The sequence below is a fragment of the Peribacillus sp. NPDC097198 genome, assembly GCF_044762055.1.
In the GTDB taxonomy this organism is placed as follows: Bacteria; Bacillota; Bacilli; order Bacillales; family DSM-1321; genus Peribacillus.
The window spans coordinates 47104-62532 of the sequence record NZ_JBIWDO010000001.1 but is presented as its reverse complement, the minus strand read 5'-3'; the positions used below and the strand labels follow the sequence as shown (position 1 = coordinate 62532).

Genomic DNA, 15429 nt, shown 5'->3' with positions numbered 1-15429 from the left:
AGTTAATTAACTAATTTTTCTTACTACTTGATGCCTGTATGAAAAAGGCTGCCCTTAGGAAATGGGCAGCCGGTTTCATTACTCCCAGATGGAAGCAGCCCATTCGGGATGATCGATGAAAGGATTTCGATTATGTTGGTAGTCGTTATAAATGATTTCATTTCGATTTCGTTCAAATGCATCGACTGGATCTTGTTCATGCCAATCAAGCAACACGTCCAGTTTCCCATGATATGGAGCTGAGCCGTTGTTGACTAGGTTATTCAATTCCAAATCGACTTCACCGTTCTCTCCTTCATAGCGCACCGCCATATAGAAGAGCATCCGCGCCACATCTCCTTTCACCTTATCCCGTGGTTCCCATGAATCGGAGTCGTAATAGTTCCCTTTGGCTTCGGAATGTTCGGATCCCCCATTATCAAAGTCGAGATTATTGCGCGTACTATTGACGGACGCATCGGTCGGCCGCAAGTGATGTAAATCGGTGCCAGCACCCATGGATGTCCCAAATCCGCCATGGGATTTTGCCCAGACATGCTCACGGTTCCAGTCATTCACGCCTGCACCATTGGTGGTCTTTGCCTGTGAACGCCCTGTATATAGAAGAATGACATGATTGGAGTTGTTTGGATCTTCATCGGTTTCTCGCAAGGCTTCCCACACATTTGCGTAGGAAATTTTCGTATGGTCATCAATGATTTCATGGAGGGCATCTTTTAGAGCACGCCCGGTTTTTCCGGTAGCCGAGTCATAATATGATCCGGTATTCGGAGTTCCTGAGTCTGGAGTGCTCCCGTTTTTCACCATGACTGAGGGGTCCTTCAAGCCAGAATGAGAAAAGTAGGAAGTCAGTGTTCCGGTTATGGTGACTTTTTGACCTTTTAAATCAGGATTCGATTGCAATCCGAATTCAGAACGGAAGGAGGAGGGAATTTGGACAAAAAGCATATTCGATACGTTTGTTTCCGAGGAACTATCAGCTATTGCCAGCGCATAATCACTTGGATAGTTGCTGAACTCGACGCTAGTGGCTGAAGTGGGCTGGCCGATTACAAAGCCACTGACAGTACGAATGGAACTATTTTGGTTTACGAAAGCCTGAGAGACGGAGTAAGGAGAAGATGGGCTTCCATCCCCGGTTGCGGCTAAGGATGAAGCTGGAATAAGGAAAGCGAGCACGAGCATGAGGGACAGAAGAATTCTTGGTTTACGATTGGTGTACATGTCATTCCTCCATAAGTCGATTCATACCTGTTTTTAGCGTATGTATGGATAAACTTATGCAAAGGTGGTTCCATTCCCTTTTTGTTTTTCGAAAATGAGTGAATACTGCTAGTGATAATTTGCAAAAATTAGGGAAATAGCCCAGGAAATATCGAACGGTGTTATGGAAAAAGTCACGAGATAAAAAAATCGTCAGCATGTCGACTGACGAGTGTTCCTACTCTTTTTTGACGAGTAAACTTTGACTGATGGTTAGTAAAAACGAACCGATGAGCGCGCCCCAAAAAGAATGAATGACAAAACCACTGACCACATACGACGTAATCAGAAAAGTGAAAGCGTTGATGATGAAGGAAAACAATCCGAATGTCAGGATCGTGATTGGTAAAGTGATGAGCTGTAGAATGGGTTTAACTAACATGTTCATAATCGATAATATGAAGATAGCCAGCAAAGCTGTGCCATAAGATTTTATCGTGATGGAGTCGAGAAGCCAGTCTATGAAAAGTAATATCAGCCCATTGGCAAGAAAACGCATGATTATATTCATGGAAACCTCCTAAAACACTATATGCATTCCTTATTATACTAAAACCTCATGCAAATCAGGGGGGAATTTGCTGAATTGGCACAAAAAATCTTCTATATTTAGAGGCATCTTTCGACTGTTTGGCGAATGGGTACACGTGAAAGTAAAATTCACAGAATTTTCACTGATTAAACAGGCTGATTTCCTATAAAATGAGAGAAAGCGAAGCATCTTAATTGATAACGCTTCCAATTTCACCCTCTATTATTCTCGATTACTATTATATTTTTCTTATAATTGATAAAAAAGCAAGAATAAAGAGAATGCGCCACCGCTGGAGTTATACCAATATATAGATAGTGAATACCTAAATAAATGCATAATACCTCATTTCCCCTACATATTTTATACTTTACTAGCATTTAGAAAAGAAATTATGCTTATTGAATCTTATTATTATATTAAAATTATTATAAATAAGTATTGATTTTTTTCTAAGAAACTATATTATTATATGTATATTAAAACTAATGAAGAGGTGGTTCATTTATGTCGAATAAGAAAAACCTGACAACTAGCTGGGGTGCCCCGGTTGGCGATAACCAAAATTCAATTACTGCTGGGTCACGTGGACCAGTGCTTATACAAGATGTTCACTTATTAGAAAAACTGGCACATTTCAATCGTGAACGTGTTCCTGAACGTGTCGTCCATGCTAAAGGCGGTGGCGCATTTGGTACTTTTACCGTTACGAATGATTTGTCCAAATATACGAAGGCCAAAGTATTCAATGGTGTAGGGAAAGAAACGGAGATGTTCATCCGTTTTTCAACGGTAGCTGGGGAACTTGGTTCTGCCGATACATTACGTGATCCAAGGGGCTTCGCGGTCAAATTCTACACAGAAGAAGGAAACTACGATATCGTTGGGAACAATACACCTGTATTTTTCATCCGTGATGCAATCAAATTCCCTGATTTCATCCACACACAAAAAAGAGATCCTAGAACACACTTGAAAAATCCGACTGCCGTATGGGATTTCTGGTCTCATTCACCAGAATCACTTCACCAAGTAACTACGCTGATGTCCGACCGTGGGATTCCAGCAACATGGCGCCATATGCATGGATTCGGAAGCCATACATTCAAGTGGGTGAATGAAGAAGGACAAGCTGTTTGGGTGAAATACCACTTTAAAACAGAGCAAGGCATCAAAAACCTTGATGTGAACCTTGCTGCTAAACTTGCAGGTGAAAACCCTGATTACCATACGGAAGATCTATTCAACGCGATTGAAAAAGGTGATTTCCCGGCTTGGAAATTATGCGTACAAATCATGCCTTTGGAAGACGCGGACACATACCGCTTTGACCCATTCGATGTGACTAAGGTCTGGTCGCAAAAAGATTATCCATTAATCGAACTTGGCCGCGTGGAATTGAACAGAAATCCTGAAAACTATTTTGCTGAAGTAGAGCAAGCAACATTCTCCCCAGGAACATTCGTACCTGGAATTGAAGCTTCTCCAGATAAAATGCTTCAAGGCCGTTTATTTGCTTATGGCGATGCCCATCGTTATCGTGTAGGTGCTAACCATAACCAACTTCCGGTTAACCGTCCGAAAGTGGAAGCAAACACATATCAACGCGATGGCTTCATGCGTGCCGATGATAATGGGAAAGGTTCCGTTTATTACGAACCAAATAGCTTTGGGGGACCAGCTGAATCAAACGAAAACAAACTTGCGCCGTTTGAAGTGTCTGGACAAGCTGCTCAGGTTGCCTATGATCATCATGATCACTACACTCAAGCAGGAGATCTATATCGCCTGTTGAGCGACGAAGAAAAAACACGTCTTGTAGAAAATGTCGTGGGTGCAATGAAACCAGTGGAATTAGAAGAAATTAAACTTCGTCAAATCGGACACTTCTACAAAGCCGATCCAGAATACGGAACACGTATTGCTGAAGGTCTTGGATTAGCTGTACCGCAAGAAGTCTAAGAATAGAATCAACATCTAAACAGGCATCCATTAGTGCAATGGATGCCTGTTTTTTCGTATTAAGCGAAGGTCCTACCTAGTTGGAGATGTCGGTATACAGTTCATGTCAATCACAGCACATGCATCATCTACAGTCTCAGCTTGTGTTTTTAAATGGTCTGCTATTGGATTTTTGCAAGTCTTGACCATCCTGGATGAGATGGGGAAGGAACTAGAATGTTAGGTACAAACGAAAAAGCTCTTCTCTGATTTTTCAGTGGAAGAGCTTTTAATCTTATAAACTATTAGACTGAAACGATGAGGGCTGCTGCAAAGACGAGGGCATTTTAGACAACCCTTGTCCATGACTATGTATGGTGCATATATCTAACAAGTAACTGTTAAGAATCTTTAACAGCCCTTATCCAAGGAGTGCTAATAGTTGTGCGTTAAAAGTGTTTTCCTACTTTTAACGCTAGTATTGGCCCCGCCTACGCCGAATACTTTGACGGCCACGCATGCCATCCAACCTACTTACATTATAAAGGAAAGCGCTTACATTATCAAAAAGTATCGTAGTACAAATTTCGACATGTATAAGATATCACTCCTCCATTCTGTAAAGAACGGTGCTGATTTCACTGAGCGTACTTGGCATTCCGTCCTCCAATCAAATGGTATCTTCCTTTGTTTATAAAGATTTATGATTAAAAAACAAAATATTTTATATGAAATCAAGAGTTTTAGATGAAAATCAAAATAAAAAGCGAACGAAATATGTTTTTATTAGTATATAGTTCGTATATAATGGTTTTGAACACATGGAGGGGGAGAAGTGGAATATGTATAGAACTAAAAAGGTTTTATTATTGGGCTCAGGAGAATTAGGCAAGGAAGTCATCTTGGAAGCACAGCGGCTTGGTATTGATACCGTTGCAGTCGATCGATATGAACATGCACCTGCCATGCAAGTGGCCCATCGAAGTTATGTGATTGATATGTTGGATGAGAAGCAGCTTAGGGAAGTTGTTGAAAAAGAACAACCTGATTTAATCGTGCCGGAAATTGAGGCCATCGCCACTTCCGAATTGCTTAAATTGGAGGAAGAAGGGTTCGCGGTTATCCCAAATGCAAGAGCGGCTAAATTGACGATGGATCGTGAAGGAATTAGAAGGTTGGCCTCTGAAACGCTAAAGTTACCAACGGCAGCTTATCGATTTGCCAATACATATGAAGAATTTGTTTCATCTGCTACAGAAATCGGTTTTCCTAATGTCGTGAAACCGCTAATGAGTTCTTCTGGTAAAGGGCAAAGCGTTTGTCGTTCAAAAGATGATTTGGAAGCCTGCTGGAAAATAGCGATGGAAGGTGGCCGGGTCCAAAATGGAAGAGTGATCATTGAAGAGTTCATTCGCTTTGATTCGGAAATTACGTTGCTAACTGTCCGTGCCGTTAACGGAACGATGTTTTGTGCACCAATCGGTCATGTCCAGGAGGGCGGGGACTATATAGAATCTTGGCAGCCACATGCTATGACGGAAGGACAAATCATCGAAGCAAAAAGGATTGCCAAGAAGATTACAGATGAACTTGGTGGATATGGATTATTTGGAGTGGAGTTATTCCTTTCAGGGGATAAGGTCTATTTCAGTGAAGTCTCCCCACGTCCGCATGATACAGGATTAGTAACATTGGTCACCCAAAACCTATCGGAGTTTGCCCTTCATGCCCGTGCGATTCTAGGATTCCCGATCCCTGAAATCACACTGATCACCCCAGGAGCAAGCCGTCCCTTGAAAGCACCGGTTGAGTTATCAGAATATTCTATAGTCGGGGTAGATAAAGCCTTGGCTCAACCGAATACGCAGGTGCGCGTTTTCGGAAAACCGGTCACGAAGGTTGGCAGAAGGGTTGCTGTTGCATTATCCACAGCTGATTCTGTCGAAACGGCGAGGGAAGCCGCAACCCGTGCACTGAGTTACATGAAGGTTGAAAAATAAAACACAAAAGCACTCCAGGAATGGAGTGCTTTTGCTTAAGGATTATTATTGGTAGATGGATGTAATAGTTAAAAAATGTGTATCACATGAAGGATATGGCCCCAGTCAATATCGCCAATCCAGTGAGAATCAGGGATGAAAGAATGGCCCATTTTAAAGCAAAACGTTGATGGTCACCTATATCTTTCCCAATCATGCCGACTAATAAAATGGTCGAAGCAACTAATGGACTCATTAAGTGAACGGGTTGGCCCAATATGGAAGCCCGGGCAATTTCAATAGGGGCAATCCCATACGCGGAGGCCGCTTCAGCAAGGATGGGCAGGACTCCAAAATAATAGGCGTCGTTTGATAATACAAAAGTAAAAGGCATACTGGTAAACGCTACGATTAAAGGGAAGAAGGCGCCTAAAGATTCCGGAATGATGGAAACCAAGGTGTTGGCCATTGCGTCCACCATTTTTGTTCCGGATAAAATTCCAGCAAAAACGCCAGCTGCAAAAACAAGGATGACCACGATTAGAGCGTTACCTGAGTGAGCTAGCATCCGTTCTTTTTGCTTCTCTAAGTCTGGGTAATTTATCAGCAGGGCAAGGATGAAGCCAATCAGAAACAATACGGGAGCAGGCAGTAGGTTCAGTATAAGAGTAGTCATGATGGATAGGACGATCAAGAGATTTACCCACAATAACTTAGGCCTTTTTATATCGCTTTCTTCTTTAATGAGAGTGTCTTCTATAGTAGCGGCAGTCTCAGATTGAGCGATAGAATCCTCTGCTGCGTATGGGAAAGGGATACTTCCAAGCCGTTTGCGTTCTTTTTTTCCGAGTAAAAAAGCAATGAAGGTCACCCATAAAGCTCCCCCGATCATTGTTGGTATGAGGGGAACGAAGAATTCTGAAGCATCAAGACCCAAAACAGCTATGACCCGTGTAGCGGGGCCTCCCCATGGTGTCATGCCACTCATTACACTTAAGGAGAGCATAGCGATAGTGGCCATTATCAAAGGATTCATGCCAATTCGTTTATAAAGAGGAAGCATGGCTGAAACCACGATCATATATGTGGTTGTGCCATCCCCATCTAATGCTACCATGAGGGATAGAATGGCTGTCCCTATCGCAATTTTGACAGGGTCCCGTTTAACGATCTGTAATATTTTTGCGATAAGCGGGTCGAATAACCCAGCATCGATCATCACTCCAAAAAACAATATAGCGAATAATAATAAAGCGGCTGAAGGTGCAACGAGCTTTATCCCCTCAAGCATCATGGGACCGATATCAGAAGCAAAGCCACCAATTATAGCGAAAATGATAGGTATAAGTGTTAAAGCCACAATCGGTGACATCTTTTTGGTCATAATCAAATATGTAAAGATAGTAACCATGGAAACTCCTAATATAGTTAGCAATGGACGGTTCCCCTCCTTTTGAATACGCTTACAATAAAGACTTTTCTTGATTGATTATTCAGAAAATTAATTTCAAAAATTCCTATTTGCATCACCTCAATGTTGTTATTGGTTATCTTTGTTAAATAGTAATACAGGAAAGTTAATAAGTTAAATATATATTTTTTTCAATTTGTCATTAAAAAAGTTTATAACCTATGTACTTCATCACAATCTTAAGGGGAATGTCAGGGGTTCTTTTTTGGTACCTAAAGGAGGAAGTAACGCTAAAGCATACTAAACTATTTAGGCTTGGAAGAAGTCGAAAGAGAGGAAAGGGTATTCGATAAACTCATAAATTCAATGTATACTTTCTTTAATATCTTATAAATACAAATTATAACATTAGAAAAGGCGGGTTCGAATGGATGAAAAGGATTGGATTTTCTTAAACATACTTCATGAGGAGAAAAGCATTACACGCACGGCAGAACGACTATATATATCGCAGCCAGCTTTAAGCTATCGATTAAAGAATATAGAAGCAGAGTTTGGCGTAGCTTTATTTTTCAAGACGAAGAAAGGGATCGATTTTACCTCTGAGGGTGACTATATAGTCAAGTACGCCGAGGAAATGCAAAGGAAATTGCAACAAACGAAAGACCATGTGATGAATATGAATGATGGAATCAATGGAACGTTGCGTTTAGGTGTTTCCAGTAATTTTGCACGGTATAAGTTGCCTGAAATCTTGAAAAGATTTTCGAAGCAATATCCAGATATACAATTTAATTTAAATACGGGATGGAGTACCGAAATCATGAGCCTCCTGGATTCGTCAAAGGTACATGTGGGGATCGTGCGGAACAACTATCAATGGAAGGGAGAAAAGTCCCTATTATCCCAAGAGAGGTTATATCTGATTTCGAAAAGAGAGATTACGATAGAGGAGCTGCCGAGCTTGCCGTTCATTAATTATCATACCGACAACTCATTGAAAAATTTAATCAGTGATTGGTGGCATGATCAGTTTTCGTCTCCACCTCGTATCACCATGGAAGTAGATAAGCTGGAGACATGCAAGGAAATGGTCAAAAATGAATTAGGGGTGGCAATAATCCCGGAGATGTCTCTACAGCCCAATGATTTTCTACATAAGTTATGCTTAAAAGATAAACAGGGAACACCTTTGCAACGGAACACGTGGTTAATGTACGATGCCAATTTTTTAAATCTTTCGGTAGTAAAAGCTTTTGTGGATTTCCTTGTTAAGGAAAGATAATAAAACGGGCTTAGGGATATGGAATGACTCCATCCTAAGTCTTTTTTTTGTTTGGTTATAAATATTTTTTATCGACTTAAGCTAAATTTATATATTTCATTTATTTTTTGAAGTGTATTAAGCTTAGCTCAAGTAAAAAATTGTTAGGAGGAAGATATATGGTTCAATCTAATTTCGATATAATAGTAGTAGGAGCGGGAAATGCCGCTTTATGTGCAGCTATAGCAGCTAGAGAAAAAGGCGCAAGCGTACTAGTACTCGAGCGAGGACCGAAGCAAAAGAGAGGTGGAAATTCATTCTTTACGGATGGAGCCATTCGCACTGCTTATAATGGTCTGGATGATATCAGAAAAATCATTCCTTCTATCACTGACGAGGAAGCCGAGAAAATTCATGTGCCCGTTTATAGTGAAACAGAATACTATGATGATCTCATGAGGGTTACGAAAGGACAGAGTAATCCTCAATTGGCGAAGCAATTGGTTACTCAATCCTATAAAACCATTCAATGGATGCAGGGCCATGGCATTGAATTTGAACTTAATTATGAAAATCAATCTTTTGAAAAAGACGGCAAACGGATATTTTGGGGTGGTCTTCCGTTAAAAACCAATGATAAAGGTGTAGGGCTGATTAGAAAACTGAATGAACGTGTGATAGAACTTGGCATAGAGGTTTGGTACGAGACGCGCGCTACCGAGCTGAAGCTCGAGAATAATCAGATCAAGTCAATCGTTGTACAGCAAGAAGGCAAGGAGCTAACGATCAATACGACAAGCATCGTTTTAGCGTGTGGAGGATTTGAAGCAGATAAAAAGCTACGGAGCGAATTTATCGGTGAGGAATGGAATGCGGCTATTGTGAGAGGAACGGAATATAATACTGGAGACGGGTTAACTATGGCTTTGGCGGTAGGAGCACAGAAATATGGGCAATGGTCCGGCTGCCATTCAATTGGGACGGATTATAATGCTCCAAAAGTCGGTGATTTTACGAAACCAGGAGACATCTTCAAAAAACATTCTTATCCTTTAAGCATCATGCTAAATAAAGATGGAAACAGGTTTGTCGATGAGGGTGCGGATTTCCGAAACTATACATATGCCAAGTATGGAAGGGAAATCTTGAAACAGCCTGATCATGTAGCCTATCAGATTTATGATTCTCAGGTGCGACCGTATCTGCGTAAAGAGTATGACCTTGAAGAGGCTACCATTTATCAGGCGGATACGCTCGAAGAACTTGCTAATTTGCTGCCGGTCAATCAAGCACAATTCTTGAAAACGATTGAGGAGTATAACCATTCTGTACAAGAAGGAAATTATAATCCTACGGAAAAAGACGGTAAAGGAACGGATGGAATTACCCCACCAAAATCAAATTGGGCACTTCGCATTGAACAAGGTCCATTTTATGCTTTCCCGGTAACATGTGGAATCACTTTTTCGTTTGGTGGAATACATGTCAACACGGTAGGCGAGGTATTGAATGAAGAGGAAGCACCTATTGCGGGATTGTTCGCTGCGGGTGAAATGGTCGGAGGGATTTTCTACGAAAACTATCCAGGCGGATCTGGGTTAATGTCAGGTTCTGTATATGGTAAACTTGCAGGAACATCTGCCGCTTCGTATGCCTTGGAAAATCGAAGAGACACGGTTACTCAGTAAAGAATAATGGATGAAGATAAGGAAGCCGACTTTTTCTATATTAGAAAATTCGGTTTTCTTTATTTGGAAAGGAAGCGAGAAGAAGGAGGTTTTAAGATGGGAGAAAAAGATCAAGTTCTTTCCCAATTTGGGAAAAACGCTGCCAACTATGTGACGAGCAAAACGCATGCGAGTGGAGAAGATCTGGATTTACTTATAAAGATCGTGGAAAAGAACAGAAAGGATAACCTTTTGGATATCGCAACGGGAGGCGGTCATGTGGTCAAAGCTTTAGCTCCACTATTTAAACAAGTGACCGCTCTTGACTTGACCCCTGAAATGTTAGAGAAAGCAGAGAAATTCATCACCTCAAATGGCATTGGAAATGTATCGTTTGTTCAAGGAGATGCCGAGCAGCTCCCTTTTTCCGATCAATCATTTGGGACGGTTACATGTCGGATTGCACCCCACCATTTCCCGAACATAAACCGATTTGTAATGGAGTCAAACCGGGTCTTAGAAAGAAATGGCCTTTTCCTCCTAATAGATAACGTTGCAGCCGAAAAGGATGAATACGATCACTTTTATAACTATATAGAAAAGAAAAGGGATCCTAGCCATTACAGGGCCTATAAAAAAACTGAATGGATTTCACTTATTGAAAACACAGGCTTTATTATTGAAAGTTTTACGACATTCAAAAAAAAGTTCGAATTTAAGAAGTGGTGTGAAATGATGCAGCTTCCTGAAAAGGAACAAAATGAATTGATGGCCTATATGATTGCGGCTGAAAAGGAAACAACCGATTTTCTTTCAATCGAGGTTGTTGAAAACCAAGTTCTCTCTTTCCAAGGGCAGGCGATGTTATTAGTGGCAAGGAAAGAGTGAACAGGTATGTTCGTTTCTTTGAGATTTGTACGAAAAGATGAAAAATAAAAGTGGGAAGGTCATCGAATGGAGCGATTAGTAGATACAATGAAAGGCATTTGGCTAGTGATACTATGCGGCCTAGGAGGGGCTTTTCTGGCGTCAACGGGATTATCCATCGGATGGATGATCGGATCCCTGTTGATGTCCGCCCTGCTTTCTTTTTGGAAGCCAGCTTTCTTGAAGTTACCTGATAGTCAATCGAATAGCATGCAAATTTGGTTAAGAACAGGACAATGCCTGCTCGGCATTGAATTGGGCTTACAACTCAACCTTTCCGTGTTGAGAATATTCATGGAAGATAGCATCACGATCATCATCGTCTTGGCTTTATCGTTGTTGTTTTCTTTAGGCTCCGGTTTTCTTTTGTACAAGTTATGTAAAATGGATATGCTGACGAGTTTCTTTTCTACGGCACCGGGAGGTCTTTCAGCTATGCCAGGAATGGCTCAGGAAGCAGGGGCCAATACCGGAGTTGTGACGATCATACAAACCATCCGGATTTTTTTGGTTGTCATGATTGTACCTTTCTTTGTACTTGGAGCTAATCCATTAGCCTCAACTCCGGCTCGTTTTTTCGGTGGGGTGGAAAGTTTTAATAAAGTTGAAATAGGATGGACGCTTGTGCTGGCTCTCGCTGCCTGGGGTGGTTTCCATGTCGGGAAAATCCTCAAGTTACCTGCGCCGTGGCTAGTAGGCAGTATGTTGACGGTTGCATTTTTTCAAGCTTCCGGTTCACTCATTGCCGGGGTGGATTTGATTGCCTGGTGGCCAGATAGCATCATGATTGTTTCACAAATTATGATTGGGGCAAGTGTGGGATCCAAGTTCAATAGGGGAATGTTCGTAGGAATGAAAAAAATTCTGGTCGTCTCTTCATTAAGTACCGTTGCTTTTATATTCATGATGATCCTTTGTGCATATATCGATTCCAGAATGACTGGAATGTCCTTTATGACTACTTCATTGGCCTTTGCACCTGGAGGAGTTGCGGAAATGACCGCCACTTCAGTAGCCCTCGAATCCGACCCGATGTTTGTCGTTGCTGTTCAGGTACTCAGGGTGTTGATGGTGTATGTGACATTGCCGCCATTATTTAAATTACTGAATCAACGAGCGATGCAAAAAAATGGACATCCCGATTTATCAGCATAGTGTTTACGCTATCAATAATTATGTTTTGACTGATGACGCCCAGCCCAACTCGAAGGGGAAGAATAATCCAGCATGGACTGCCTCTTCTGTGGCGGTCTTTTTTTAGTGTGTGCTTTCTTTCATGAACTGGAAGACTTCTTTTGAAGTGGCGGAATTTGTCTTTGTTGTAGCAGTCCCCTGAACCTATTCATTCTCTACCTATTTTCCTTTTCTTTACTATTCATTTACATAAAACCCCCATATATTTACACTCCCTTCACAGTAGGTTCATCTTCCTGCGGTATATTTTAACTGAATCATCCATTAAATCAGTAGGAGGTCGTTTTCTTGAAACGTTCATTCAGTAAAAAGATTTTGCCTGTTGCCATCATTTCCACACTAGCTCTTGGAAGTCTTACATGGTCGGTCACAAACAACGATGTCCTGGCAAAAGGAAAGCCTAAGAAAGAACCGGAGATTAGAAACGTCATTTTCATGATAGGGGATGGAATGGGTGTCTCTTATACATCCGCCTATCGGTATTTAAAAGATAGACCTTCTACGACGGTGGCTGAAAGGACGGCATTCGATCCATACTTGGTGGGTCAGCAGATGACATACCCAGAAGATCCGACACAAAATATCACGGATTCCGCTTCTGCAGCAACCGCGATGTCAGCCGGGGTGAAAACGTATAACGCAGCAATCGCAGTCGATAACGATAAGACAGAAGTGAAAACGGTATTGGAAGCGGCTAAGGAAAGCGGGAAATCAACCGGTCTTGTCGCCACATCGGAAATTACCCACGCCACCCCAGCATCATTCGGTGCCCATGACGAAAACCGGAAAAACATGAATGGAATTGCTGATGATTATTACCGGGACCTAATAGAGGGTCAACATAAAATCGATGTCCTCTTGGGGGGAGGCCAATCGAATTTTGTCCGGCCTGATGTCGATTTGACAAAAGCGTTCAAAAAAGATGGATATAGTTATGTTACCGATAAAAAGCAGCTCTTAAAGGATAAAAATAAACAGGTGCTTGGGTTGTTCGCTTCAGGAGGTTTGCCTAAAATGATTGACCGCACCAATGAAACGCCTTCTTTGGAAGAGATGACGGACTCGGCGATTCAACGCCTGAATAAAGATAAAGATGGATTCTTCTTGATGGTGGAAGGAAGTCAAATTGATTGGGCTAGCCATGATAACGACATTGTCGGGGCGATGAGTGAAATGGAGGATTTTGAAAAAGCCTACAAGGCAGCCATCGAGTTCGCGAAAAAAGATAAACATACCTTAGTTGTCGCTACGGCTGACCATTCCACGGGAGGGTTCTCAATCGGAGCGAAGGGAGTCTATAATTGGTCCGGTGAGCCGATTAAGGCTGCCAAACGGACACCTGACTTCATGGCGGATGCCATCGTAAAGGGTGAGGATGTTGAAAAAACCTTGAAAAGGTATATTGATCAAAAGAAAGTGAGACTTACAAACGAGGAAATCCAATCCGTCAAGGATGCCACAACAAGTAAACATGTTACGACGATTGATAATGCAATCGAAGCCATTTTTGATAACAGGTCCAATACGGCTTGGACTACCGGGGGACATACGGGGGAAGATGTGCCCGTCTATGCATTCGGGCCCTACAAGGACCGTTTTGCCGGACAGGTCGATAACACGGATCATGCCACGATCATCTTCGACTTATTAAATAAAGGAAAATAAAACGCTGGGAGGGATTCGGTGAACAAACTACTTTTTGGTGCCTTTTTATTAACCACATTTGGTGCACTTAATACGCAGCCAGCTTTTGATGAAAAACCAAACGTAATAGAAAAGACAGAGGAAAAGGAAGAACCATTGGTGAAGAAGGATGTCTATGTTCCTAACCCCCAGCTACCGGATGATCGTGATTTGAAACAGGTTGGCCAACAGGTTTCCGATGCACGAGGCGAATTGACAGTAAAAGAGTATAAGCCGATAAATGAAACCGTGAAGGTCGGGCCAATCACGGTAGAAATGAAGGATATCAAGGTGATGCATGTGGTTCCGGATTATAGCATGATTGACTTCTTTCATGGTTACACCCATGAACACGCATTCGATATCGTGAAAATGAATGTGAAAGTCCATAATCCTACCAATGCGGACGCCAAGATTTCCCCGGTCGCTTTTCTTGAGACGGACGGGGGAGAACATTTGACTTGGAAAGATGATATTTACCTGGAGAACTTGAATGGGGATATAAAAGCGAAGGGCTCAAAGCAAGGGAATATCGGGTTCATCCTCAAAAAGGAAGATGTGAGGAGGATTTCGGTTCTGACCAGTGATGCCGTAAATGGTGAAGGGAAAGTGCTTTCGAAAGGGAAAAAGGTAGAATTTTCTTTTTAAGAAGTAATGTATGTTTACTCGTCCCCAATCCATACTAAAACTGTGATAGGAACCTCCTATTGCTTTGAAAAGAAATATCCCAATCTTTTACGATGAGGTGATACAACATGAGTTATAAAGATCAATTAGATCCACATTCTCAAAAGTTTCACCATAATTGGACAAGACCTAAGCGTTCGAAGTCTCAAGTAAATGGCCATACGGAAGTATCGCAAACGAACATTATACTAAGAAGCAATGCGAAGGCCCACAGGTGGTAACGGATATTTCTGATCATGGAGAAGGAGACTCGTAACGGGTCTTCTTCTTTTCCTTCCTTAAAAAAATACAAGGGTCCATTGCCTTTTACTGAACCGCTATGTTCATGCCATGGCTTTTCCGCCAAAATTATGATACCATCTACTTTTAAGGACATGGTAGAGCAAGTGTTGGAAAGAGCTTGAACAAGCCCATTATATTCCACTAGAACATAGTGTGATTTATCAATATGACTATTTCCAGCACTCACATACATATACAAAAAGAGGACGTGACTTTTGATGATTAATATTAAAATCCCAGCAGCGGATATCAGCATTAAACAAAGAAAACAAGTGATTGAGGGCGATGAAGCCATCATCCCGGAAATCTTCGGATTCATTGATTTCCATTTGATTCCCCGTGATAAGGGCGGCATCATCATGTTTTATAATGAGAAGGACGAGTTGATCTTTGTCGGAAAGGCACGTAAATTAAGACAAAGAGTCAAAAAGCATTTCGAGGATAATGTTTCACCGATTAAAGAACATCGTAATGAAGTGAAAAAAATTGAGGTTATCATCGTAGAAGATGCGATGGAACGTGAAATCTATGAAACGTACATCATCAATACACTTCATGCTAAATACAACATTGATAAAGTATTTTATAAATAATAGGAG

13 protein-coding genes are annotated in these 15429 nt (G+C 41.5%); 10 read left to right on the top strand and 3 right to left on the bottom strand.

What is annotated here, in order from left to right:
• Positions 1-78 precede the first annotated feature (78 nt).
• The gene (locus ACIQXQ_RS00295) at positions 79-1224 is read right to left on the bottom strand and encodes an endonuclease (protein WP_402954225.1); all 1146 of its coding nucleotides are present in this window, start codon (positions 1222-1224) and stop codon (positions 79-81) included.
• Between the two features lie 217 nt (positions 1225-1441).
• Positions 1442-1774, bottom strand: a complete 333-nt coding sequence (locus tag ACIQXQ_RS00290; RefSeq protein ID WP_402871190.1) for a phage holin family protein — start codon at positions 1772-1774, stop codon at positions 1442-1444.
• Between the two features lie 528 nt (positions 1775-2302).
• Between ACIQXQ_RS00290 and katA the strand changes: the two genes are divergently transcribed.
• Both katA and purT read left to right on the top strand, forming a co-directional pair.
• The gene (gene katA / locus ACIQXQ_RS00285) at positions 2303-3757 is read left to right on the top strand and encodes a catalase KatA (protein WP_402954222.1); all 1455 of its coding nucleotides are present in this window, start codon (positions 2303-2305) and stop codon (positions 3755-3757) included.
• Positions 3758-4578: 821 nt separating this feature from the next.
• The gene (gene purT, locus ACIQXQ_RS00280) at positions 4579-5736 is read left to right on the top strand and encodes a phosphoribosylglycinamide formyltransferase 2 (RefSeq protein ID WP_402954219.1); all 1158 of its coding nucleotides are present in this window, start codon (positions 4579-4581) and stop codon (positions 5734-5736) included.
• Positions 5737-5818: 82 nt separating this feature from the next.
• Here purT and ACIQXQ_RS00275 read toward each other — a convergent pair whose 3' ends face one another.
• Complete coding sequence (locus tag ACIQXQ_RS00275; protein ID WP_402954216.1) at positions 5819-7150, bottom strand: CitMHS family transporter; 1332 nt, start codon at positions 7148-7150, stop codon at positions 5819-5821.
• A gap of 403 nt (positions 7151-7553) precedes the next feature.
• Here ACIQXQ_RS00275 and ACIQXQ_RS00270 point away from each other — a divergent pair, with 403 nt between their 5' ends.
• The 8 genes from ACIQXQ_RS00270 (at position 7554) to ACIQXQ_RS00235 (ending at position 15423) form a co-directional block, all read left to right on the top strand.
• On the top strand, positions 7554-8411 hold the full coding sequence (locus ACIQXQ_RS00270; RefSeq protein ID WP_402871202.1) for a LysR family transcriptional regulator: 858 nt from the start codon (positions 7554-7556) through the stop codon (positions 8409-8411).
• Between the two features lie 158 nt (positions 8412-8569).
• Positions 8570-10078 (top strand): FAD-dependent tricarballylate dehydrogenase TcuA, encoded by a 1509-nt coding sequence (tcuA, locus tag ACIQXQ_RS00265; RefSeq protein ID WP_402954213.1) that lies wholly within the window; start codon positions 8570-8572, stop codon positions 10076-10078.
• Positions 10079-10174: 96 nt separating this feature from the next.
• Complete coding sequence (locus ACIQXQ_RS00260) at positions 10175-10945, top strand: class I SAM-dependent methyltransferase (RefSeq protein WP_402954210.1); 771 nt, start codon at positions 10175-10177, stop codon at positions 10943-10945.
• A gap of 66 nt (positions 10946-11011) precedes the next feature.
• Positions 11012-12139: an AbrB family transcriptional regulator gene (locus ACIQXQ_RS00255; protein WP_402954207.1), complete on the top strand. Its 1128-nt coding sequence runs from the start codon at positions 11012-11014 to the stop codon at positions 12137-12139.
• A gap of 327 nt (positions 12140-12466) precedes the next feature.
• Complete coding sequence (locus tag ACIQXQ_RS00250; RefSeq protein WP_402954206.1) at positions 12467-13843, top strand: alkaline phosphatase; 1377 nt, start codon at positions 12467-12469, stop codon at positions 13841-13843.
• An 18-nt stretch (positions 13844-13861) separates the two neighbouring features.
• Positions 13862-14509, top strand: coding sequence for a DUF4352 domain-containing protein (locus ACIQXQ_RS00245; RefSeq protein ID WP_402954204.1), 648 nt, complete (start codon positions 13862-13864; stop codon positions 14507-14509).
• Between the two features lie 107 nt (positions 14510-14616).
• Positions 14617-14769, top strand: a complete 153-nt coding sequence (locus ACIQXQ_RS00240) for a YpzG family protein (protein ID WP_402871217.1) — start codon at positions 14617-14619, stop codon at positions 14767-14769.
• A 279-nt stretch (positions 14770-15048) separates the two neighbouring features.
• Positions 15049-15423 carry a nucleotide excision repair endonuclease gene (locus ACIQXQ_RS00235; protein ID WP_402871219.1) on the top strand — a complete coding sequence of 125 codons (375 nt, stop codon included), beginning with the start codon at positions 15049-15051 and terminating at the stop codon, positions 15421-15423.
• Positions 15424-15429: the final 6 nt, after the last annotated feature.